The organism is Pseudarthrobacter sp. B907 (genome assembly GCF_040137805.1).
Classification (GTDB): Bacteria; Actinomycetota; Actinomycetes; order Actinomycetales; family Micrococcaceae; genus Arthrobacter.
Genome location: NZ_JBEEQE010000014.1, coordinates 1 through 23498, shown reverse-complemented (window position 1 = coordinate 23498; position 23498 = coordinate 1). Strand labels below are relative to the sequence as shown.

The following is a 23498-nucleotide window of genomic DNA, read 5'->3' as shown; positions in this document are numbered from 1 at the left end:
CATTCTCCGGTGAACTGTTACGCCTCAATAGGTGAACGTTAGCTGAACCGGGCCCCCAATCGCACAAGTTTTCGATTTCCGGCGGGGCGCAGCGCATAAGCTGGAGCCGTGGATCCAATGCTCATCGGTGTGATCGCAGGCCTGATCGGCCTGTCGCTCGGCATCTTCGGCGTGCTCGCCTTCCGGGTCAGTGAGCAGCAGCGCAAAATCAGCGACGTGGAGACCGGGGACCCGTCCCTGCCCGACGGCGCCGCGGAGGTGCTCGCCGTCGTCGGCCGGGCGTTCGTGGTGGTGGACGCGATCGACGGCGTGGTGCGCGCCAGTCCCGCCGCGTACGCCTACGGTCTGGTGAGGGGGCACACCGTGGTGCACCAGCAGCTGCTGGAGATGACCGCGAAGGTCCGCCGCGACGGCGTGATCCTCGAGAAGCAGCTCGAGCTGCCGCGCGGCCCGCTCGGCCAGGGAACCATTGTGGTGCAGGTCCGGGCTGCCATGCTCGGCGAGGAATATATCCTGCTGCTCGCGGACGACCGCACCGAGATCACCCGCACCGAGGAAATCCGCAACGACTTTGTGGCGAACGTGTCGCACGAGCTCAAGACCCCCGTCGGCGCCATCTCGCTGCTGGCCGAGGCGCTGGAAGCCTCGCCCGACGACGAGGAAGCCGTCCGCCGGTTCGCGAAGCGTATGCACAAGGAATCCACCCGGCTGGCCGCCCTCGTGCAGGACATCATCGAACTGTCCCGGCTGCAGGGCGCCAACGTGGCCCAGCAGGCGCACCCGGTGGACATCAACACCGTGGTGGCCGAGGCCGTGGACCGGTCCCAGCTCCCGGCCGAGAGCAAGAACATCGAGATTGTGGTGGGCGGCCGGACCAACGCGATGGTCTACGGCGACCAGGACCTGCTCGTGACGGCGCTGCGGAACCTGATCGACAACGCCATCCGGTACTCACCGGAGAACACCCGGGTGGGCGTGGGCGTCCGCGCCCGGGACGGCCTGGTCGCGGTCTCCGTGACGGACCAAGGCGAGGGGCTCAGCCCCGAGGACCAGGAACGCGTCTTTGAACGCTTCTACCGCGTGGACTCCGCCCGCTCCCGCCACACCGGCGGCACCGGGCTTGGCCTGAGCATCGTCAAGCACGTAATGGCCAACCACGGCGGCGAGGTGACGCTCTGGTCCCAGCCCGGCCAGGGCTCCACCTTCACCATCCGCCTTCCCGAAATGGAAGGGCAGGACCAGCCCGCGGCGGATCCCCGGCGCGCCCCGCAGACCGTACGACCCGAACGACGCGACGCCGCCGGCGTCCATGAACAAGGAGCTAGCGCTTGAGCCGGATTCTTATTGTCGAGGACGAGGAATCGTTCAGTGACCCCCTCTCCTACCTGCTGGGCAAGGAGGGATTCGAGGTGGAGGTCGTGGACAACGGCCTGGACGCCATCACCGAATTCGACCGCAACGGCGCCGACCTGGTCCTCCTGGACCTGCAGCTGCCCGGGCAGTCCGGGACCGAAGTGTGCCGCCAGCTGCGCCAGCGCTCCTCCGTCCCGGTGATCATGCTGACCGCCAAGGACGCCGAAATCGACAAGGTCGTGGGGCTGGAGCTCGGCGCCGACGACTACGTCACCAAGCCCTATTCCTCGCGCGAGCTGGTGGCCAGGGTCCGGGCCGTGCTGCGCCGCCATGGCGAACCCGAGGAGCTGGTCTCCAGCACCGTCCAGGCCGGTCCGGTCCGGATGGACATCGAGCGGCACGTGGTCAGCGTCCAGGGTGACCAGGTGTCGCTGCCGCTGAAGGAATTTGAGCTGCTCGAGATGCTGTTGCGCAACTCCGGCCGGGTGCTGACCCGGGGGCAGCTGATCGACCGGGTCTGGGGCTCCGATTACGTGGGCGACACCAAGACCCTGGATGTGCACGTCAAGCGGCTGCGCAGCAAGATCGAACCGGACCCCTCCGCGCCGCGGTATCTGATCACGGTCCGCGGGCTCGGCTACAAGTTCGAACCCTAAGCCGCGGAACGCACAAAGGAGGGGCACCCATCGGGTGCCCCTCCTTTTTTGTGCGTGCTGCCGCGGCGGGCGGCGCCGGAACTTAGTGGCTGCTGGTCGGCGACGGCGTCGGAGTCGGCGTCGGCGTGGCGGTTCCGGAGGCCGTGCCGGTGCTGGTGGGCTGGGCGGTCGGCAGGTACTTCTTGTAGTCGGAGATCGCGGCGTCCAGGACCGGCATCTTGAACTTGGCGTCCGAGTTGGTGCCGTTCTCGCGGATGGTCACCTCAACCAGCGAACCGGGCTTGCCGCCGGAGGTGCTGAGGATCGCCGCGTCGGTGCTGTCGTTGAGCAGGACGTACGAGTTCTTCTTGACCGGCACCTGGGTCCGGGAGCCGCTGGCGCCGCTGATGGTCAGTGAAACGTCGTTGGACGAGGTGTTGTACACGGCGCCGATCACGCGGCCGGGCTTGGACTCGCCGTCGGAGATGATCATCATGTTGCGGAGCTGCAGCGGGCCGAGGTCGGTCCGGGTGCCGTCCGACGCCGAATACTGCGCCGTGGTCTGCTGGGCGTTGATGTAGCCGCAGCCGGTCAGGGACAGCAGGCCAATGCCAAAGGCAGCCGTGGCCATCGCCAGCTTGCCGCGCCGGGACCGGGTCATCGCAGTGAAACGCACGTCACGTACTCCTTGAGAGTCTTTAAACATTATTCAGGCATAGCCTATCCGCAATGACGCTCAAACGCGGATTCGGTGACCGTCCGCCGTCGTACCCGGAGGCCCTTGGCAGAGGATGGCCAATGCACTATTATCCGCGTTCGTCAAGGGGTTTTAGCGGCCGATTCGGGCCGTTTTCCGCGGATTCATGCGGTTTCGGAGCAGGATCCATGGCAGTTGTATGCCTTAATCGTGATAAACTGGTCTGCGGGAAAGGGGAATGTCCACATGGTTTTTGAGGTCGGCGAGACAGTAGTTTACCCTCACCACGGTGCAGCCAAAATTGAAGAAATCAAGATGCGCACTGTCAAGGGCGAAGAGAAGATGTATCTCAAGCTCAAGGTGGCTCAGGGTGATCTGACCATTGAAGTTCCAGCAGAGAACGTTGACCTTGTTGGGGTCCGGGACGTAGTGGGCAAGGAAGGCTTGGAGCACGTATTCGACGTGCTGCGGGCCGAGTTCACTGAAGAGCCCACCAACTGGTCGCGTCGTTATAAGGCAAACCTGGAGAAGCTTGCTTCCGGTGACGTCATCAAGGTGGCAGAGGTCGTTCGCGACCTGTGGCGCCGTGATCACGACCGGGGTCTCTCCGCAGGGGAGAAGCGCATGCTGGCCAAGGCCCGCCAGATTCTGATCTCAGAACTGGCACTGGCTGAGAAGACTGATGAAGAGAAGGCCGCAAGCGTTCTCGACGAAGTCCTGGCTTCCTAACTAAGAATCGAACCCCGGTGGCGTCACAGCCGCCGGGGCTTCTTTTTGCCCAAAATCCGGCCCGACTGCCAGCTACTTGGGCTGGTCCGCGGCGCCGGGACGTAGTCTTGTCCGCATGAACACTGCATCGAGCGCCGACGTCACCGCGGTCATCGTCGTCGCCGCGGGATCCGGCCAGCGCCTGGGCTACGGCATGCCCAAGGCCAAGGTGCCCCTCGGCGGCGACAGCATCCTCACCCACGCCCTGCGCGGCGTGGCCGCGGCGGGCATCGCCGGCCAGATCTGCGTTGCCATCCCGCCGGGGGACCCGGAACTCCGTGCCCAGTGCGAGGCGTTCGAGGCCGAACTGCACGCCGAGCACCGCCGCACCGCCGTCTCGGGGGAGGGCGTGCAACTGCCGGCCGTCACCGTCGTCGACGGCGGATCCAGCCGCGCCGAGTCCGTGCGGTCCGCGCTGGCCGCCCTCGCGCCGGGGACGCAGTCCGTCCTCGTCCACGACGCGGCCCGGGCGCTCACCCCCGAAGCCGTCTTCCACCGGGTGGCCGCGGCCCTTGCCGCCGGCGCGGTGGCGGTGATCCCCGTGGTGCCGGTTGTGGACACCATCAAGACGGTGGACCCCACCTTCGGTGTCGACGCCGACATCGCCCCCGAGCTCGTCACCGGCACCGCGCCCCGGGAAATGCTGCGGGCCGTCCAGACCCCGCAGGGCTTCGACCTCGCCACCCTGCGCCGGGCCCATGAGGCCACGGCGGAGTTCGACAATGCCCGGGAGGCAGCCGTCACCGACGACGCCATGCTGGTGGAACAGCTCGGCGTCCCGGTGTACGCGGTGCGCGGTGCCAGCCAGTCGCTGAAGATCACCACACCGCTGGACCTTATCCTCGCCGAGGGGCTCCTCGAGGGCCCGCTCGGCGCGCGCTGGGTGGAGGGCTAAGTGGACGGGAACGCCCGGCGCCGGCTGCCGATGCCAAGGACCGGGATCGGCATCGACGTCCACGCCTACGCCCCCGAGGACGCACCGCAGCCGCTGTGGCTCGGCGGCCTGCACTGGGACGGTGAGCGGGGCCTTGCCGGGCACTCCGACGGCGACCCGGTGGCCCACGCCGCCGCCGACGCGCTCTTCTCCGCCAGCGGGCTCGGGGACCTGGGGACACACTTCGGCACCGACCGCCCCGAATACGCCGGCGCCTCGGGCGTGACACTGCTGGCCGAAGCGGCCCGGATCGTCCGCGCCGGCGGTTTCGAGATCGGCAACATTGCCGTGCAGTTCGTGGCGAACCGGCCGAAGTTCGGTCCGCGCCGGGAGGAATCCCAGCGGGTCCTCAGCGAAGCCGCAGGCGCGCCCGTGAGTGTCTCGGCCACCACCAGCGACGGCCTCGGGTTCACCGGCCGCGGCGAAGGCATCGCGGCCACGGCCACCGCCCTGGTGTATCCGGCCGACTGAGCCGAACCGGGCGAACTGGCCTACGCTTAAGGGACACCCCCGCCGGAAACGTCAGGAACCTCCCGTGAAAAAGCTGCTGCCCGCCGTCGTCCTTGTTGCCGGAATGTTGCTGTCCGGGTGCGCCGGCTCGGCAGCGCCGTCGGCCACGCCCCGGATGAGTGTCGAGGAAAGCTGCAAGTTCCTCAACACCGATACCTTTGTGCCTACCGGGAGCGACAAGGACAAAGCCGGCCAGATCGGCCAGCACTATCAGGAAGTCGCGGACAAGGTGGCGCCGGAGGTTTCCGAGCCGATCCAGAAGATGGCTGACATCATGAAGCAGGTGGCCGGCAGCCCGACCGGGGTCCAGACCTCCGAGCAGCTGACCCAGCTCAGGCAGCAGATGGACAAGATCGGCCAGCACTGCAAATAGCCGGCCGGGCCTGCGCCTCAAGGGCATCGGCTAATCTGGAGCGGTGACCCTGCGCTTTTACGACACCGCTTCCGCCGAAGTCCGCGACTTTTTCCCCCTGGTTCCAGGAAATGTGAGCCTGTACTACTGCGGCGCCACGGTGCAGGGCATGCCACACGTCGGGCACATCCGCTCCGCCATCGCCTTCGACCAGCTCACCCGCTGGCTGCAGTACCGGGACTACCGGGTCACCGTGGTCCGCAACGTCACGGACATCGACGACAAGATCCTCGCCAAGTCCGCCGAGTCGTTCGCCGCGGACTTCGCCGACGAGCCCGGGACGGTCCGGAACGAGGAATGGTGGGCCTTGGCCTACCGCTACGAGCAGGAATTCCTCAAAGCCTACGACACACTCGGCGTCTCCCGCCCCACCTATGAGCCCCGCGCCACCGGCCACATTCCGGAGATGCACGCCCTGATCGCGCAGCTGATCGACCGCGGCCACGCCTACCCGGCCCTCGACGGCTCCGGCGACGTCTACTTCGACGTGCGCTCCTGGTCCAAATACGGTTCCCTCACCCGCCAGAACATCGACGACATGCAGGGCGCGGCGGACGCCGACCCGCGCGGCAAAAAGGACCCCCGCGACTTCGCCCTCTGGAAGGGCCACAAGGACGGCGAGCCGACGACGGCGAGCTGGGCCTCGCCGTGGGGCGCCGGCCGGCCGGGCTGGCACTTGGAGTGCTCCGCGATGGTCACCAAGTACCTCGGCACCGAATTCGACATCCACGGCGGCGGCCTGGACCTGCGCTTCCCGCACCACGAGAACGAGATGGCCCAGTCCCAGGCGGCCGGCCACGGCTTCGCGAACTTCTGGATGCACAACGGCATGGTCACCTACGCGGGCGAGAAGATGTCCAAGTCCATCGGCAACACCATCAGCCCGGCCGAGATGCTGGAGCTGGCTCCGCCGCGCGTGGTCCGTTACTACCTCGGCCAGGCCCACTACCGCTCGGTCCTGGACTACCAGCCGACCTCGCTGCAGGAGGCGACCGCCGCGGTGGAGCGGATCGAAGGCTTCATCAGCCGCGCCGGACGGGCCCTTTCCGCCGACGCCGCCAGTGCCGCCGCCGGTGCCGCCGCCGGGCGCGGCAGCGTCCCGGACGCGTTCGCCGCCGCCATGGACGACGACCTCAACGTCCCCCAGGCCCTCGCAGTCCTGCACGACACCGTCCGCGCCGGCAACACCGCGCTCACCGCCGGCCAGCTCGACGACGCCCGGCAGTCGCTGGCGTCCGTCACGGACATGATGCGTGTGCTTGGTCTCAACGACACCGCGGCCGCAGCAGTCGACGAGCAGGCCAACACCGCCCTCGGAGTCCTGGTCGAAGCCCAGCTCGTCGCCCGAGCCCAGGCCCGCGCCGGCAAGGACTGGGCCGCGTCGGACGCGATCCGGGACATGCTGGCGGCCGCCGGCGTCGTCGTCGAGGACGGCGCGGATGGCGCCAGCTGGAGCCTGAAGCGCGGCTGAACCCCCGCGCTGCGCCTGCCTGACGCGGGCCGGCGGCGGACCTCGCGGTCGAAGATTTAACTCGAGTCAGTAGACTGGAGTTCAGACTTATCAACGAATCGCGTAGTTAAAAGGGTGAAACTCATGGCCAATAACGGTCGCCGCTCGGTCAAAATGAAGAAGGGTCCCACCGTCGGGACCGGCGGCCACGGCCGTAAGGCCCTTGAGGGCAAGGGCCCCACTCCCAAGGCGGAGGACCGTCCCTACCACAAGGCCCACAAGAGCAAGCAGCTCGCGGAACGCTCCGCGGCGAAGCGGGGGACGGGTGCGCGCAGCGCCGGAGCCGGCGCCCGGTCCGGCCCCAAGGGCCGTGCCACCGAGGAAGTCGTCACCGGCCGCAACTCCGTGGTGGAAGCCCTCCGCGCCGGCATCCCGGCCAAGGCCCTGCACGTCGCGATCCGCATCGAGATGGACGACCGCGTCAAGGAGTCCCTCAAGCTCGCGGCCGAACGCGGCATCCCGCTGCTCGAGACCGGCAAGCCCGAACTGGACCGGATGACCGACGACGCCATCCACCAGGGCCTTGTGCTGCAGATCCCGCCGTATGAGTACCAGGACGCGTACGAACTGGCCGAGGAGACCATCGAGGGCTGGAAGAAGGGCCACATCGCCAACGCGCCGCTCTTCGTCGCCCTCGACGGCATCACCGATCCGCGCAACCTCGGCGCAATCATCCGCTCGGTCTCCGCGTTCAGCGGCCACGGCGTGATCGTGCCCGAACGCCGGTCCGTCGGCGTCACCGCCTCGGCCTGGAAGACCAGCGCCGGTGCCGCCGTCCGCGTCCCCGTGGCCCGCGCCGCCAACCTGAACAGCACGCTCAAGGCCTTCAAGAACATGGGCATCTTCGTGTTGGGCCTGGACGGCGACGGCGACGTCTCGCTGCCCGATCTCGCCCTGGCTACGGAACCGGTCTGCATCGTCGTCGGGTCCGAGGGCAAGGGCCTGAGCCGCCTGGTCCGCGAAAACTGCGACCAGATCGTCTCCATCCCGATCGATTCCGCGATGGAATCCCTCAACGCCTCGATGGCCGTCGGCATCTCCCTCTACGAGATCTCCCGCCAGCGCGTCACCAAGTAACCGACCCTCCCTCACCTTTGGCGGGTGGACGTGAAACGCTCCCTCACCTTTGGTGGGTGGACGTGAAACGCTCCCTCACCTTTGGTGGGTGGACGTGAAACGCTCCCTCACCTTTGGTGCGGGAGCGTTTCCGTTTGAATAGCCGGATGTGCGGGAGCGTCGGTTAGAACTTGTGGCGGTTGGCGAGGACCGGGAGTTTCGTGCGGGCGTCGTTGACAACGGCCGGGTCCAGGTCGGCGAAGAGCAGGCCGGGCGAGCCGTCGAGCTCCTGAAGCACCTCGCCGAAGGGGGACACGACGGCGGAGTGCCCGATTCCAGTGGGGGCGGACCCCTTGGTCTCAAGGCCAACGCTGGACGGATCACCCTGGCCGCAGGCCAGCACAAACGCCGTGGCGTCCACGGCCCGGGCCCGGGACAGCAGCTTCCACTGCTCCACCTTGCCCGGCCCCGCACCCCAGGAAGCGCACACAATGTTGACCTGGGCGCCGCGGTCCGCGTTCTCGGTGAACAGATCCGGGAACCGGACGTCGTAGCAGGTGGCCAGGCCGAAGGTGAGGCCGCCGACGTCGAACGTCACTGGCTGGGTTCCTGCCTCCACGGTGTCCGACTCGGCAAAGCCGAAGGCGTCGTAGAGGTGGATCTTGTTGTAGCTGGTGTCCACGCCGGGCCCGGTGGCCAGCAGAGTGTTGCGGACCTTTCGGCCATCGGCGCCCGGGGTGAACATACCGGCTACGATCACGATGCCGAGTTCGGCCGCCAGAGCCCGGACCTGCGAGGCCCACGGGCCGTCAAGCGGTTCGGCGATGTCCAGCAGCGAGTTGCCGAACGCGCGCATGGTCGCTTCGGGGAAGACCACCAGGGTTGCGCCGCCTTCCTTGGCCTGGCGGGCGTAGTCCCGCACGAGATCTAGGTTCCGGTCGAGCTCGCGGCCGGTGATGATTTGAGCAAGTGCTATGCGCACGGTGACCTCCAGTTCAGCGCTTAGTCCAAGTATGCGCGGCCGTTCCCGGCGCCGCGAACGCAGTCTTCGACCAAAACCGTCCCCATTTGTTATGCCCCGCTAAGCTTTAAGCGATGGTCAAGTCCCTTGTAGAGCCAGCTACCACCGTAGACGCCTCGCGGCCGTTTCCGCTCGGCGTCAGCGTCCCGCGCACGGGTTCCCCGGCGACGGACGACCCTCGGGGTGCGTTCGCAAATGTGGCCGTCTACGCCCCCGCCGTCGCCACCCTGGACATCGCGTACCAGGCGCCGGGTGGCAGCTGGCAGCTGAAAACGCTGCCCAACGTCACGGACGGGGTCCACCACGGCATCGTCGAGGGGCTGCCCGCCGGCTCGCGCTACGGACTGCGTGTCTCGCCGGAGGATGCCCTGCCGCTCCCCGTGCCGGCGATGGACTTCGACGACGACGACGGCGAGCAGCCGCTGCTGCTGGACCCGTACGGCCGCGGCGTGGACGAGCATGGTAACTTCATCACCAACGTCCGGATGGCGGGCGACTTCGACTGGGGCGTGGACTCCGCGCCACGGACGCCCTGGCGCAACACCATCATCTACGAGGCCCATGTCCGCGGCCAGACCATGCTGCATCCAGACATCCCGGAACACCTGCAGGGCACCTACGCCGGGATGGCGCACCCGGCCACGGTCGAGCACCTCATCTCCCTCGGCGTCACGGCTGTGCAGCTGCTGCCGGTCCACTTCCACGTGGACGAGCTGCACCTGCAGAACCTGGGACTGACCAACTACTGGGGCTACAACACGGCGGCGTTCTTCGCCCCGCACCCCGGCTATGCCACCCAGGCGGCCCAGGACGCCGGACCGCAGGCCGTGCAGGACGAGTTCAAAGGCATGGTCAAGCTCCTGCACGCCGCCGGGCTCGAGGTGATCCTCGACGTCGTCTACAACCACACCGCGGAGGGCGGCGCGGACGGGCCGACCCTGAGCTTCCGCGGCCTCGGCGAGCTGGAGTACTACCGCCACGACGGCCACGGAAACTATGTGGACACCACCGGCTGCGGCAACTCGCTGAACTTCGGCGAGCCCAGGGTGGTGCAACTGGTGCTGGATTCACTGCGCTACTGGGTGAACGAGTTCCACATCGACGGGTTCCGTTTCGACCTCGCGGTCACCCTGTGCCGCAATGCCGCCAACGAGTTCGACCCACGGCACCCCTTCCTGGTGGCCATCGCCGCGGACCCGGTGCTTTCCGAGACCAAGCTCATCGCCGAACCCTGGGACGTCGGCTACGGCGGCTGGCAAACGGGCCGGTTCCCCGCGGGCTGGGTGGACTGGAACGACCATTTCCGCGACGCCGTCCGCACGTTCTGGCTCGCCGACCGGGCTGCGATCGACGCCGGCGCGCAAGGCGGTTCGGTAGCACGGCTCGCGGACGCCCTGTCCGGGTCCGCCGGCCTGTTTGCTGCCTCCGGGCGGACCCGGCTGGCTTCGGTCAACCTCATCACCGCGCACGACGGGTTCACCCTGGCCGACCTGGTCTCCTACGACCGCAAGCACAACGAGGCGAACGGGGAGCAAAACCGCGACGGCCACGGCGACAACCGCAGCTACAACCACGGTTTTGAGGGCCGCACCGAAGACGAGGAAATCCTCGCCCGGCGCGCGCAGACCAGCCGGAACCTGATGGCCTCCCTGATGATCTCCCAAGGCGTGCCCATGATCACCGCCGGCGACGAAATCGGCCGCAGCCAGCAGGGGAACAACAACGCTTACTGCCAGGACAATCCGATGACCTGGATCGACTGGACCAGCACCCCGGAATCGCACTCCATGCTGCGCAGCACCAAGCGGGTGATCCGGCTGCGCAAGGAGTTCCTGGCCGGCCAGCCGCACGACTACCCGGCTCGGGACCAGCAGTCCTACTTCCACTGGTTCGACGTCCACGGCGAGCCGATGTCCGGGGACCGCTGGCAGGACCCGGGACACCGGGTGGTCCAGTTGCTGCTCGGCTCCGACGACGGCCGCGTGGACGGCTTGGTGGTGGTCAACGGCGGCGCCGGCGACGTCAAGGTCACCTTGCCGGTCATCCCCAGCGACGACGGCGGCGGTAACCGCCTCTACGAGCTGCGCCTGACCACCTCCGAGCTGCACGACCGCCGCCAGGGTGTCCGCATCTCCTCCGGCGAACGGGACATTGTCCAGGCCAACAGCATCAGCATTTACCGTGTCTAGTAACGTCCGGCGGCTGGCCACCGTGCTCGCCGTGCTACTGGGACTGGTGGTGCTGGCCGTGGTGCTGGGCGCCCTGCCGCAGACCGGGACCGCCCCTCCCCAGGGCGCCTCCGCGTCTCCAGCCGCTCCCTCCCCGGGTGACTCCGCGTCCCATACCGCGGCGGCCCGTGTCGCCAATCCCTCAGGGCTCCCGGAAATCAAGGCTTCGGAACTCCCTCCCGAGGCGCGGCAGACCCTGGACCTGATCGCCAGGGGCGGCCCGTACCCGTATTCCCGGGACAATGTCACGTTCGGGAATTTCGAACGGATTCTCCCGCGAAAGGCCTCCGGGTATTACCGGGAATACACCGTTGTGACCCCGGGGGAGTCGGACCGGGGCGCCCGCCGGATCGTGGCCGGGAACGCCGGCGAAAAATATTACACCGCCGATCATTACGAATCATTCAAATTTATCGCCGAAGGCAAGTAGGGGCCCATGAAGATTTTCTCCGCCGACACCTGGACCCTCGACGAATTGCGGGCGCAGATCCACGACGCCGGCCGCCGCGCCCTGGTAGTCCCCGCCGCGGACTCCAAGAAGGCGGTGCTTGAGACCTTCGGCGAGGCCCTGGACTTCCCCGAGCACTTCGGCGTGAACCTCGACGCCCTCAACGATTCGCTCCACGACTTCGCCGACGCCATCAACGAGGACGGCCAGCCCCCGCTCACCCTCATCTGGCAGGCCCCCGCCGCCTTCCGCGCCGACCGGTCCTTCGGCATCATCTGCGAAATCCTGCAAGACGCCGAAAGCTACGCCGGCAACGACCTAAACGTCATCGCCGTCTGCCTCTAGCCCCCTCAGCGCCCTAGAAGGCGGGCTGAACCGAATGCGCGCTGACCACCGAACGGCTTCGCGAACAGGCCATCCGGAAGCGTGCGTCTAAGCGAGGAACGAGCGAGCACGCGGAGGATGACCTGTTTGCGAAGCAAACACGGCGGAGCTCAGGCGTTGACGATCAGCCCCAGCTCGGCCTTCGACGCCAAACCCTCGTGCTTCGGCAGCACCCGGACGGTGTAGCCGAAGGATCCGGACCGGTCGATCACGAGGTTGCCGCTGAACAGGTACCGGCCCTTGCCGAGGTCCTCGACGGACTGCAGCTCGGCCACGGTGACATCGGCGAGTTCGTCGCTGTCTTCGGCGCGGCCATAGGCCACCTCCACCGACACGTCCTGCGGCGCCAGGGCATGAAGCGCCACGTAGGCGTTCACTTGCAGGTCATCGCCGATCTGCGGGTCCTCGGAAACGCCCACCGAATCCACGTGTTCCACCTGGACCTGGGGCCACGCGGCCCGGATCCGCGAGGACCAGGCCGCCAGGGCCTTCGCCTCGGCAAAGTTGTCCGCCGAGGCGTGCCGCCCGGCGATCGCGGCGGGCCGGTAGAGGATGTTGACGTAGTCCTGCAGCATCCGGTCCGCGGACACGGCCGGTCCAAGGTGCGCCATGGTGTGCTTGATCATCGAGACCCAGTGCGTCGGGACCTTCTGCGGCCCGGACTGCGAGGGGCCGGCGGCACCGGCGCCGTCGGAGACCGTGAGGCCGTAGAACTTCGGCGCAACCTGGGTTTCGAGCAGCTCGTACAGCGCCGCCGCCTCGATGTCGTCGCGTTCCTCCGGGGACGCGTCATTGTTCGCCGTCGGGATCGCCCAGCCGTTCTCGCCGTCGTACATCTCGTCCCACCAGCCGTCCATCACGGAGAGGTTGAGCGAGCCGTTGATGGCGGCCTTCATGCCGGAGGTGCCACACGCCTCGAGCGGGCGGAGCGGGTTGTTGAGCCAGACGTCGCAGCCCGGGAACAGGGTCCGGGCCATGGCGATGTCGTAGTTGGGCAGGAAGGCAATCCGGTGCCGGACCTCGGGGTCGTCGGTGAACCGGACCAGGTCCTGGATCATCTTCTTGCCGGCGTCGTCAGCCGGGTGCGACTTGCCCGCGATCACCAGCTGGATCGGGTGTGTCTTGTGCAGCAGCAGGGCCTTGAGTCGCTCCGGGTCGCGCAGCATCAGCGTCAGGCGCTTGTAGGTGGGCACCCGGCGGGCGAAGCCGATGGTCAGGATGTCCGGATCCAGCACGGAGTCGGTCCAGGACAGCTCGGCGTCGGCCGCGCCGCGTTTCTTCCAGGCGGCCCGGAGCCGGCGGCGGACGTCCTCGACCAAGGACACCCGCATTTCGCGGCGGAGCGCCCACAGCGCCTCGTCGCTGACGTTGTAGGCCAGGTCCCAGCGGCCCTCCGTCTCGGCGTCGGAGCCGAACTGCTCGCGGGCCAGCTGCGAGACCCGGGGATCAACCCAGGTGGGCACGTGGACGCCGTTGGTGACCGAGGTGATGGGCACCTCCGCATGGTCGAAGCCCGGCCAGAGCGCGGAGAACATGCCGCGGGAGACGACCCCGTGCAGTTTCGCCACGCCGTTGGCGCGCTGGGCCAGCCGCAGCCCCATCACGGCCATGTTGAAGACAAAGGGGTTGCCGTCGGCGAAGTCCTCCCGGCCCAGGTCCAGGATCTTGCCGATCGGGACATCCGGGGCCAGCCCGGCGGTGAAGAAATGCTCGATCTGCGAGGTCTCGAAGCGGTCGATGCCGGCCGGGACCGGAGTGTGGGTGGTGAACACAGTGGAGGCGCGGCCCGCGGTCAGGGCTTCGTCCCAGCTCAGCGGGTTCTCCCCGGACATCAGTTCCTGGATGCGTTCGACGCCGAGGAAGCCGGCATGGCCCTCGTTGGTGTGGAACACCTCCGGCGCGGGGGCGCCCGTCAACCGCTGGTAGGCGCGCAGCGCCTTGACTCCGCCCATGCCCAGCAGGAGCTCCTGCTGCAGCCGGTGGTCGCCGCCGCCGCCGTAGAGGCGGTCCGTGATGCCGCGCGCCGCGTCGTCGTTGCCGGCCACATTGGAATCGAGCAGCAGCAGCGGGACGCGCCCGACGTCGGCCCGCCACACGTGAGCCAGCAGCCGGCGGCCGTGGGGGAGCGGGAGCGAAATCTGGATGGGCCGACCGGTGCCGTCCGCGGAGGCCTCACGGAGCAGCGTCAGCGGCAGGCCGTCGGGGTCCAGGACGGGGTAAGTCTCCTGTTGCCAGGCGTCGCGGGACAGCGACTGCTTGAAGTAGCCGGCCTGGTAGAGCAGCCCGACGCCGATCAGCGGGACGCCGAGGTCCGAGGCCGCTTTCAAGTGGTCGCCGGCCAGGATGCCGAGGCCGCCGGAGTACTGCGGCAGGACCTCGGTGATGCCGAACTCGGGGGAGAAGTACGCTATGCAGCGGGGCGCGTCATCGCCCAGGCCCTGGTACCAGCGCGGCTGTTCCAGATAGTGGTCCAGGTCCTTCGCGGCAGCGTGGACGCGGCCCACCACGTCCTGGTCCGCGGCGAGGCGCTGCAGCTCCTCCCGGCTGACCAGGCCCAGGAAGGTCACCGGATCGTGCGCGCTCTCGGCCCAGATCGCAGGGTTTAGCTGCTCGAAAAGCTCCCGGGTGGGCAGGTGCCACGACCAGCGAAGGTTGGTGGCGAGCCGCGCCAAAGGCCGGATCGATTCGGGAAGAACAGTTCGGACGGTAAATCTGCGGATAGCCTTCACCAGCGAAACACTAACGGACAACTTAGGGCCCCGGAACAGGTTTGGGTTTCTTTCCGGTAAATGTCGGATTGCCTTCAGGATTCGCCCGAAAAAACTGAGTGGCCTTAGCATTCTGGGCGATTTGTAGATAACGTCGAGGCTGTGACGACTAACTCGCGAACCAGTGCCGTGTCCAAGCAAAAGCCGAAGGCCCCGATCACGGATGGCCTGAAATTCGGCAGGTTTCCCATCACCGCCGTACAGCCTGCGGTCGAGGACGGGAAGTTCCCCGCCAAGGCCGTCGTAGGGGAGAGCATCGTCGTCGGAGCCACCGCATTCCGGGAGGGCCACGACATGCTCGGCGTCAGCGCCGTGCTCCTTGACCCGCGCGGGAAAGAGCGGCAGCGCGTCCGGCTGGCACCGCCGCGGGGCAACCGGGGCAAGGGCACCGACCGCTGGGAAGGCCTGCTCACCCCGTCGTCCACCGGCCCGTGGTCGTTCGTCATCGAAGCCTGGCACGACCGCTACGGCACCTGGCACCACAACGCCGAGGTCAAGATCGAGGCGGGCATCGACGTCGACCTGATGCTGGCCGAGGGCGCAGCACTGCTGACCGAGGCGTCCGAGGATGCCAGCCGCCCCTCCGCCGACCGGCGGACGCTCCGGATCGCCGTCGTCGGCCTTTCCGATGGCTCCAAGACCCCGGAGGAGCGCCTGGCCGCCGGCTTCAGCACCGACGTGGCCGCCGTCGTCGCACGCCAGCCGATCCGCGAACTGGTCACCGTTTCCGAGCCCTACCCCCTGCTGGTGGAGCGCGAACTGGCCGGCCGCGGCGCCTGGTACGAGTTCTTCCCCCGCTCCGAGGGCGCGGTCCGCAACCACGAAACCGGCGAATGGACCTCCGGGACGTTCCGCACCGCCGCGCAGCGCCTCGACGCCGTCGCGGCCATGGGCTTCGACATCATCTACATGCCGCCGATCCACCCGATCGGCACCGCACACCGCAAGGGCCCGAACAACACCCTGCTGGCCGGCCCGCACGACCCGGGCTCGCCCTGGGCGATCGGGGCGAAGGAGGGCGGCCACGACGCCATCCACCCGGACCTGGGCAGCTTCGAGGACTTTGACGCTTTTGTGGCCCGCGCCGGCGAGCTTGGCCTGGAGGTGGCCCTGGACCTCGCGCTGCAGGCCGCCCCGGACCACCCCTGGGTGCAGAGCAACCCCGAGTGGTTCACCACCCGGGTGGACGGCAGCATCGCCTACGCCGAGAACCCGCCGAAGAAGTACCAGGACATCTTCCCGCTCAACTTCGACAACGACCCCGCCGGCCTGTCCAACGAGATCCTGCGGATCGTCCTGCTCTGGGTCAGCCACGGCGTGAAGATCTTCCGCGTCGACAACCCGCACACCAAACCGGTGTGGTTCTGGGAATGGCTGATCGCCAAGGTCAACAAGAAGCACCCCGACGTCGTCTTCCTCGCCGAGGCCTTCACCCGCCCGGCGATGATGCACGCGCTGGGCCGCGCCGGGTTCCAGCAGTCCTACACCTACTTCACCTGGCGGAACACGAAGGAGGAGCTGGAGGAGTACTTCCAGGAAGTCAGCCACGAATCCCCGGCATACTTCCGGCCGAACTTCTTCGTCAACACCCCGGACATCCTCACCGAGTACCTGCAGTTCGGCGGCCCGGCGGCGTTCAAGATCCGTGCCGCGCTCGCCGCCACGGCCAGCCCGATCTGGGGCGTCTATGCCGGCTACGAGCTTTACGAGCACGTCGCCCGGCCCGGCGCGGAGGAGTACATCGACAACGAGAAGTTCGAGTACAAGGCCCGCGACTGGGACGCGGCGACGGAATCCGGCCGCACCCTGGCCCCGTACCTGACCCGGCTCAACGAGATCCGGCACTCCCACCCGGCCCTCGGCGACCTGCAGAACCTGACGCTGCACTCGAGCACCGACGGCGCCACGGTTGTGTACTCGAAACACAAGACCCTCCCGGACGGCACCAAGGACACGCTGATCATCGTGGTCAACGTGGATCCGCACAGCACCCGGGAGAGCACGGTGTCCCTGGACCTGGCCGCCCTCGAGCTGGACCCGGAGAACCTGACGCACAGCGGCGGCTTCACCGTCGATGACCTGCTGACCGGCGACAGCTGGGAATGGGGCGAGTACAACTACGTACGCCTGGACGCACACGTCGAACCCGCCCACATCCTGAGCATCCGGAGGTAGCGCCAGTGAGTTTCAGCCCGAGCAACCCCAACCAGCACTTCACCCCGAAACAGACGTTCGAACTGAACGCCCCCGGCCTCCAGCACGATCCGCACTGGTACCGGAAGGCGGTCTTCTACGAGGTCCTGGTCCGGGGCTTCGCTGACGGAAACGGCGACGGCTCCGGCGACTTCCACGGGCTGATCGAGAAGCTGGACTACCTGCAGTGGCTCGGCGTCGACTGCCTCTGGCTCCCGCCGTTCTTCCAGTCCCCGCTGCGGGACGGCGGCTACGACATCTCCGACTACAACTCCGTGCTGGACGAATTCGGCACCATCAGCGATTTCAAGCGGCTCGTCGCCGAGGCCCACGCCCGCGGCGTCCGGGTCATCATCGACCTGCCGCTGAACCACACCTCTGACCAGCACCCCTGGTTCCAGGAGTCGCGCAAGGACCCGGACGGCCCGTTCGGCGACTTCTACGTGTGGAGCGACACGGACGAGAAGTACCAGGACGCCCGCATCATCTTCGTGGACACCGAGGAATCCAACTGGACCTTCGATCCGATCCGACGCCAGTTCTTCTGGCACCGGTTCTTCAGCCACCAGCCGGACCTGAACTTCGAAAATCCCAAGGTGATCGACGCCCTCTTCGACGTCGTGCGGTTCTGGCTGGACCAGGGCATTGACGGCTTCCGCGCCGACGCCATCCCCTACCTCTTCGAGGAGGAGGGCACCAACTGCGAGAACCTGCCGGCCACCCATGAATTCCTGCGGCAGCTGCGCCGGATGGTCGATGAGAGCTACCCCGGCCGGGTCATCATCGCCGAAGCCAACCAGCCGCCGGCCGAAGTGGTGGAGTACTTCGGCACCGAAGAGGAACCCGAATGCCACATGGCCTTCCACTTCCCGATCATGCCGCGGCTGTACTACGCACTGCGCGACCAGAAGGCCGCGCCCATCATCGAGACCATGAAGGACACCCCGGACATTCCCGAGGGCGCCCAGTGGGGCACGTTCCTGCGCAACCACGACGAGCTGACCCTGGAAATGGTCACCGCCGACGAGCGCGCCGCGATGCTCGGCTGGTACGCCCCGGATCCGCGCATGCGCGCCAACATCGGCATCCGCCGCCGGCTGGCCCCGCTGCTGGACAACTCCCGCTCCGAAATCGAACTCATCAACGCCCTGCTGCTCTCGCTGCCGGGAAGCCCGTTCCTGTACTACGGCGACGAGATCGGCATGGGCGACAACATCTGGCTCGAGGACCGCGACGCTGTCCGCACCCCGATGCAGTGGAACCCGGACCGCAACGCCGGATTCTCCCATGCCGACCCGGGCAAGCTCTACCTGCCCGTGATCCAGTCGCTGGTCTACAACTACAGCATGGCCAACGTCGAAGCGGAGGCCGCCCACTCCGGCTCGCTCCTGCGCTGGACCCGGCAGATCCTGAGTGTCCGCAAGAACCACCCCGCCTTCGGGCTCGGCTCGTTCCAGCACGTCGAGGCGGACCACGACGTCGTCCTGTCCTACCTGCGCGAGCTGTCGGCGGGCAACGCCGCCGGCGAGGACCCCGAGACGATCCTGTGCGCCTTCAATCTGTCCCAGCATCCGGTGGCGACCACCCTGAAGGTGCCGCAGTACGCCGGCCGCGGCCTCCGCGACGTCTTCGGCGGCCAGGCGTTCCCCGCGATCTCTGACGACGGAACGCTGACCCTCACCCTGGGCAGCCACGATTTCTTCTGGCTGCGGATCCGATCGTCCGCATCCAACCCGGCCTCTCCCCACACCCAGGCGATGCCTATCCTGTCCATCGAAGGCTGAAATGACCGCACCCACCCTGCCCCCCGCGCTTGACGCCCTGCTGCGCAGTTGGCTCCCGCGCCAGCGATGGTTCCCCGTCAAGAGCGCGCACTTCAGCTTCGAACCGGCTGGCCGTATCCACCTCGAACCCGCGCCGGAGGCCGGCGTCGGGCTGGAGGTCCTGCTGCTCGCCGTGACGTATCCGACGGCGGACGGTAACCGCACCGACGTCGTGCAGGTGCCGCTCAGCTTCCGTGCCCTGCCGCTGGCCGGCGCCGGTGCCGCCCTGCTGGGGGAGATTCCCGCCGACGGCGCGGACCCGGCCCGCGGCTGGATCTACGACGGCGTCCATGACCCCGCTTTCATCGAGGCCTGGCTGGAACTCATGCGGGCAGGCAGTGCCACGGCTGACGGTGCCGCCGCCGGCCACCTCGTCCAATCGGGCCACCGGCTGCCGTTCGCCACCGGCAAGGTGCGGGTGCTCTCCGGCGAGCAGTCCAACAGCTCGGTGATCGTCGACGACGGCGGCTCCGCGGCGATCCTCAAGTTCTTCCGGGTGCTGTCCGAGGGCCAGAACCCCGAGGTCGAGATCGGCGCGGCCCTGACTGCGGGCCGCACCGCGGAGGTCCCGGCGACCCTCGGCTGGGTCACCGGCGAATGGACCGGCCCCGGGGGCGCCAGCGGTCTTGCCGACGCCGGCAGCCCGGCCCGTGGCGAGCTCGCCGTCGCGCACGAATTCCTGGCCGGCGGCCTGGACGCCTGGCGTCTCGCCGTCGATGCGGCCAGCACCGGAACCGGCTTCACGGCCGAGGCCCGCGCCCTCGGCGTCGCCACGGCCACCGTGCACCGCCGCCTGGCCGAGGCGCTGGGCACTGCCGCCGAGACCGTGCCGGGCGGCGAAATCGCGCCCGGCGTGGCCCAGCGGGTCCGGCAGTCCTGGGCGGAAGCCGGAGCCGCCGTCGGACCCTTCGACGATGAGCTGGAGGCCCTGCTGGCGCGCCTCGAAGGCAGCAGCGCAGGCCCCCTGCAGCGGATCCACGGCGACCTGCACCTCGGCCAGATCCTCCAGGTCCCCGGCGCCCCGGGGATGGCGGCGCGCTGGGCGATCCTGGACTTCGAAGGTGAGCCGCTGCGGCCGATCTCCGAACGCAACTTCCCGGACGTGCCGCTGCGTGACGTCGTCGGTATGCTGCGCTCCTTTGACTACGCCGCAGGGGCGGCCGTCCGCGAGTACGACGATGCCGTGGTGCCCTCGGACTGGGTGGACGACTGCGCCGAGGCCTTCCTGGCCGGCTACGCGGAGGTCACCCCCGGCACCATCGACCGCGACTCGCCCCTTTTCGTGGCATTGTGGCTCGACAAAGCCCTCTACGAAGTTGTTTACGAACTCCGGAACAGGCCCGACTGGCTCGCCATCCCGGTGAATGCATCCCGTCGTCTCCTCGGCAGTACAGGCTCCGGCGTTCCCGCCGAAGCCGCAGCGGAAGGTATCAAAATGACAGGTCCAACACGTACCGATCGACCCGGCGTCCCGCTCCCCGTGGACGCGGAGACCCTTGCCCGGGTCGCGGCCGGCGAGCACCACGCCCCGCACTCAGTCCTCGGCGCGCACCTCGACGACTACGGCCACGTCACTATCCGCACCGTGAAACACCTCGCGGAGGCCGTGTCCGTGGTCACCTCCGCCGGCAGCTTCCCCATGTCGCATGAATCCGGCGGTGTGTGGGTGGCTGTGCTGGAGCCCGTTGATGAGGGCCACGTGCCGGACTACCGCCTTGAGGTCAGCTACGAGGGCCAGGCGCCGCAGCCGGCCGACGAGCCCTACCGCTACCTGCCCTCGGTGGGGGAGATTGACCTGCACCTGATCGGCGAGGGACGCCACGAGCGTCTCTGGGATGTGCTGGGCGCCCACGTGCGGCACTACAAGTCGGCCCTCGGCGACGTCGACGGCGTGTCCTTTGCCGTGTGGGCCCCGAACGCCCAGGCCGTGCGGGTGAAGGGCGACTTCAACGGCTGGGACGGCCGTGAATTCTCGATGCGCTCGCTCGGGTCCTCCGGCGTCTGGGAGCTGTTTATTCCTGGCGTTGTGGCAGGGGCGTGCTACAAGTTTGAGATCAAGACAAAGTACGGCCACTGGGTGGAAAAGGCCGATCCGCTTGCCTTCGGCACCGAGGTTCCGCCGCTGACGGCGTCCCGCGTGGTGGAGCCGTCCTACGCCTTCAAGGACGACGAGTGGATGAAGGCCCGTGCGGCCCGGGATCCGCACAACGCGCCGATGAGCGTCTACGAAGTCCACCTGGGCTCCTGGCGGGTGGGGCTGGATTACCGCCAGCTGGCCAAGGAACTCGTGGAGTACGTGCAGTGGCTTGGCTTCACCCACGTGGAGTTCATGCCGGTCGCCGAGCACCCCTTCGGCGGGTCCTGGGGCTACCAGGTCACGTCCTACTTCGCGCCGACCTCTCGCTTCGGGCATCCGGACGAGTTCCGGCACCTCGTGGACGCACTGCACCAAGCGGGCATCGGCGTGCTGCTGGACTGGGTGCCGGCACACTTCCCCAAGGACGAGTGGGCGCTTGCCCGCTTCGACGGGGAACCCCTGTACGAGCACTCCGACCCAAACCTGGGCGAACACCCCGACTGGGGCACCCTGATCTTCGACTTCGGCCGCAGCGAGGTCCGCAACTTCCTCGTCGCCAACGCCCTCTACTGGCTGGACGAATTCCACATCGACGGCCTCCGCGTCGACGCCGTGGCCTCGATGCTGTACCTGGACTACTCCCGCGAGGAGGGCCAGTGGCAGCCGAACCGCTTCGGCGGCCGCGAAAACCTTGAAGCCATTTCCTTCCTGCAAGAAGTCAACGCCACGGTCTACAAGACGCACCCCGGCGCCGTGATGATCGCCGAGGAGTCCACCGCGTTCCCCGGCGTGACCGCACCCACCAGCCAGGGCGGGCTGGGCTTCGGGATCAAATGGAACATGGGCTGGATGCACGACTCGCTCAAGTACATGGCCGAGGACCCGTTCAACCGCAAGTGGCACCACGGCACCGTCACCTTCTCGATGGTCTACGCCTACACGGAGAACTTCCTGCTCCCGATCAGCCATGACGAGGTGGTGCACGGCAAGGGTTCGATGCTGCGCAAGATGCCCGGTGACCGCTGGCAGCAGCTCGCGAACCTGCGCGCCTTCCTGGCGTACCAGTGGGCCCACCCCGGCAAGCAGCTGATCTTTATGGGCACCGAGTTTGGCCAGGAAGCGGAATGGTCCGAACAGCACGGCCTGGACTGGTGGCTGGCGGATATCCCCGCGCACCGCGGCGTGCAGCTCCTGACCAAGGACCTCAACGAGCTCTACAGCTCCACGCCGGCCCTTTACCAACGGGACAACGATCCCGACGGCTTCCAGTGGATCAACGGCGGCGACGCCGACCGGAACGTGCTGACCTTCATCCGCCGGGATGCCGCCGGCAACGAGCTGGTGTGCGCCCTGAACTTCTCCGGCGCCCCGCACCAAGACTTCCGCCTGGGCGTCCCGGCTGCGGGGCAGTGGCAGGAAGTCTTGAACACCGACGCCGCTGCCTACGGCGGTTCGGGCGTTTTGAACGACGGCGCACTGACGGCATCCGCCGACGGCATCGACGGTCAGCCGGCCACCCTCACCGTGACACTGCCGCCGCTGGGCGCCGCGTACTTCAGGGCGCTCGACTAACAAGCACACCGCTGGCACGGAAAAGCCCGGAATCCTTGGGATTCCGGGCTTTTCCGTCCCCGCGGCGGCCCGTCCCGGGGGCTTGCAGGGGTGCTCGCCGGGGCCGCTTTGTCACCCGGGCCAACTGGTGGTAGAGTTTATTTCCGCGCTGCTCCCCGGAGTTGATCCGCTAAGAAGACCAAGAAGCCTATGGCAAGATTGAGTCGGAAACGCTGATTTGACTAGGGTGAAGCGGCCCGGTAAGTTTAAAAAGTTGCTCCGGAGCGATCCTCGACTGAATTGATGGTTGTGGTGGTGCCGGGTGTGTCTGTTGTTTGAGAACTCAATAGTGTGCCAAGTTTGTTGATACCAATTTATTGTATTGAATTGGTTGATTGTGCCGGATTGTCCACCCCGTGGATGGTCTGGTGTTTTTAGCTGGTTTCAAATTTTGTGCAGTGTTTGTTCCCGTTTTCCCGGGGGCGGATGCTGTGTCTGTTTTACTTCAACGGAGAGTTTGATCCTGGCTCAGGATGAACGCTGGCGGCGTGCTTAACACATGCAAGTCGAACGATGAACCTCACTTGTGGGGGGATTAGTGGCGAACGGGTGAGTAACACGTGAGTAACCTGCCCTTAACTCTGGGATAAGCCTGGGAAACTGGGTCTAATACCGGATATGACTCCTCATCGCATGGTGGGGGGTGGAAAGCTTTTTGTGGTTTTGGATGGACTCGCGGCCTATCAGCTTGTTGGTGAGGTAATGGCTCACCAAGGCGACGACGGGTAGCCGGCCTGAGAGGGTGACCGGCCACACTGGGACTGAGACACGGCCCAGACTCCTACGGGAGGCAGCAGTGGGGAATATTGCACAATGGGCGCAAGCCTGATGCAGCGACGCCGCGTGAGGGATGACGGCCTTCGGGTTGTAAACCTCTTTCAGTAGGGAAGAAGCGAAAGTGACGGTACCTGCAGAAGAAGCGCCGGCTAACTACGTGCCAGCAGCCGCGGTAATACGTAGGGCGCAAGCGTTATCCGGAATTATTGGGCGTAAAGAGCTCGTAGGCGGTTTGTCGCGTCTGCCGTGAAAGTCCGGGGCTCAACTCCGGATCTGCGGTGGGTACGGGCAGA

Annotated in this window: 17 protein-coding genes and 1 rRNA gene; 15 read left to right on the top strand and 3 right to left on the bottom strand. The window is 67.3% G+C overall.

Going from position 1 to position 23498, the window contains the following annotated elements; translation table 11 throughout:
* Positions 1–117: 117 nt before the first annotated feature.
* Both ABLI39_RS12530 and ABLI39_RS12525 read left to right on the top strand, forming a co-directional pair.
* Positions 118–1332, top strand: a complete 1215-nt coding sequence (locus ABLI39_RS12530) for a sensor histidine kinase (RefSeq protein ID WP_349413825.1) — start codon at positions 118–120, stop codon at positions 1330–1332.
* Positions 1329–2009 carry a response regulator gene (locus ABLI39_RS12525; RefSeq protein ID WP_138767418.1) on the top strand — a complete coding sequence of 227 codons (681 nt, stop codon included), beginning with the start codon at positions 1329–1331 and terminating at the stop codon, positions 2007–2009. Before ABLI39_RS12530 ends, ABLI39_RS12525 begins: the two co-directional genes overlap by 4 nt.
* An 82-nt stretch (positions 2010–2091) precedes the next feature.
* On the opposite strand, the gene ABLI39_RS12520 is transcribed toward ABLI39_RS12525, so the two are convergent.
* On the bottom strand, positions 2092–2649 hold the full coding sequence (locus tag ABLI39_RS12520; RefSeq protein ID WP_349413824.1) for a hypothetical protein: 558 nt from the start codon (positions 2647–2649) through the stop codon (positions 2092–2094).
* A 282-nt stretch (positions 2650–2931) separates the two neighbouring features.
* On the opposite strand from ABLI39_RS12520, the gene ABLI39_RS12515 reads away from it, so the two are divergent.
* From ABLI39_RS12515 to rlmB, 6 genes are all read left to right on the top strand, one after another.
* On the top strand, positions 2932–3414 hold the full coding sequence (locus ABLI39_RS12515; RefSeq protein WP_026266570.1) for a CarD family transcriptional regulator: 483 nt from the start codon (positions 2932–2934) through the stop codon (positions 3412–3414).
* Between the two features lie 115 nt (positions 3415–3529).
* Positions 3530–4348, top strand: coding sequence for a 2-C-methyl-D-erythritol 4-phosphate cytidylyltransferase (ispD, locus tag ABLI39_RS12510; protein WP_349413753.1), 819 nt, complete (start codon positions 3530–3532; stop codon positions 4346–4348).
* A gap of 30 nt (positions 4349–4378) precedes the next feature.
* On the top strand, positions 4379–4858 hold the full coding sequence (ispF, locus tag ABLI39_RS12505) for a 2-C-methyl-D-erythritol 2,4-cyclodiphosphate synthase (RefSeq protein ID WP_349413823.1): 480 nt from the start codon (positions 4379–4381) through the stop codon (positions 4856–4858).
* Positions 4859–4922: 64 nt separating this feature from the next.
* Positions 4923–5270, top strand: coding sequence for a hypothetical protein (locus ABLI39_RS12500; RefSeq protein ID WP_349413752.1), 348 nt, complete (start codon positions 4923–4925; stop codon positions 5268–5270).
* A gap of 43 nt (positions 5271–5313) precedes the next feature.
* A complete protein-coding gene (gene cysS, locus ABLI39_RS12495; RefSeq protein WP_349413751.1) occupies positions 5314–6780 on the top strand; it encodes a cysteine--tRNA ligase in 1467 nt (488 codons plus the stop codon).
* A gap of 123 nt (positions 6781–6903) precedes the next feature.
* The gene (rlmB, locus tag ABLI39_RS12490; protein ID WP_349413750.1) at positions 6904–7896 is read left to right on the top strand and encodes a 23S rRNA (guanosine(2251)-2'-O)-methyltransferase RlmB; all 993 of its coding nucleotides are present in this window, start codon (positions 6904–6906) and stop codon (positions 7894–7896) included.
* Positions 7897–8059: 163 nt separating this feature from the next.
* Here rlmB and ABLI39_RS12485 read toward each other — a convergent pair whose 3' ends face one another.
* Positions 8060–8857, bottom strand: coding sequence for a carbon-nitrogen hydrolase family protein (locus tag ABLI39_RS12485; protein ID WP_349413749.1), 798 nt, complete (start codon positions 8855–8857; stop codon positions 8060–8062).
* Between the two features lie 113 nt (positions 8858–8970).
* Here ABLI39_RS12485 and glgX point away from each other — a divergent pair, with 113 nt between their 5' ends.
* From glgX to ABLI39_RS12470, 3 genes are read left to right on the top strand one after another with little or no spacing between them, the layout of a single operon-like run.
* The gene (glgX, locus tag ABLI39_RS12480) at positions 8971–11085 is read left to right on the top strand and encodes a glycogen debranching protein GlgX (protein WP_349413748.1); all 2115 of its coding nucleotides are present in this window, start codon (positions 8971–8973) and stop codon (positions 11083–11085) included.
* Complete coding sequence (locus ABLI39_RS12475; protein WP_349413747.1) at positions 11078–11554, top strand: guanyl-specific ribonuclease; 477 nt, start codon at positions 11078–11080, stop codon at positions 11552–11554. The genes glgX and ABLI39_RS12475 overlap by 8 nt, the downstream gene beginning before the upstream one ends.
* Positions 11555–11560: 6 nt before the next feature.
* Complete coding sequence (locus tag ABLI39_RS12470) at positions 11561–11917, top strand: barstar family protein (protein WP_349413746.1); 357 nt, start codon at positions 11561–11563, stop codon at positions 11915–11917.
* A 149-nt stretch (positions 11918–12066) separates the two neighbouring features.
* Here the strand turns inward: ABLI39_RS12470 and glgP are convergent, their stop codons facing one another.
* On the bottom strand, positions 12067–14685 hold the full coding sequence (gene glgP, locus ABLI39_RS12465; protein ID WP_349413745.1) for an alpha-glucan family phosphorylase: 2619 nt from the start codon (positions 14683–14685) through the stop codon (positions 12067–12069).
* A 141-nt stretch (positions 14686–14826) separates the two neighbouring features.
* Here glgP and ABLI39_RS12460 point away from each other — a divergent pair, with 141 nt between their 5' ends.
* From ABLI39_RS12460 to ABLI39_RS12445, 4 genes are all read left to right on the top strand, one after another.
* Positions 14827–16899, top strand: a complete 2073-nt coding sequence (locus ABLI39_RS12460) for an alpha-1,4-glucan--maltose-1-phosphate maltosyltransferase (protein WP_349413744.1) — start codon at positions 14827–14829, stop codon at positions 16897–16899.
* A 5-nt stretch (positions 16900–16904) separates the two neighbouring features.
* Complete coding sequence (gene treS / locus ABLI39_RS12455) at positions 16905–18701, top strand: maltose alpha-D-glucosyltransferase (protein WP_349413743.1); 1797 nt, start codon at positions 16905–16907, stop codon at positions 18699–18701.
* Position 18702: 1 nt separating this feature from the next.
* Positions 18703–22389, top strand: coding sequence for a 1,4-alpha-glucan branching enzyme (locus ABLI39_RS12450; protein ID WP_349413742.1), 3687 nt, complete (start codon positions 18703–18705; stop codon positions 22387–22389).
* 484 nt (positions 22390–22873) lie between these two features.
* A 16S ribosomal RNA gene (locus ABLI39_RS12445) occupies positions 22874–23498 on the top strand; the annotation flags it as partial.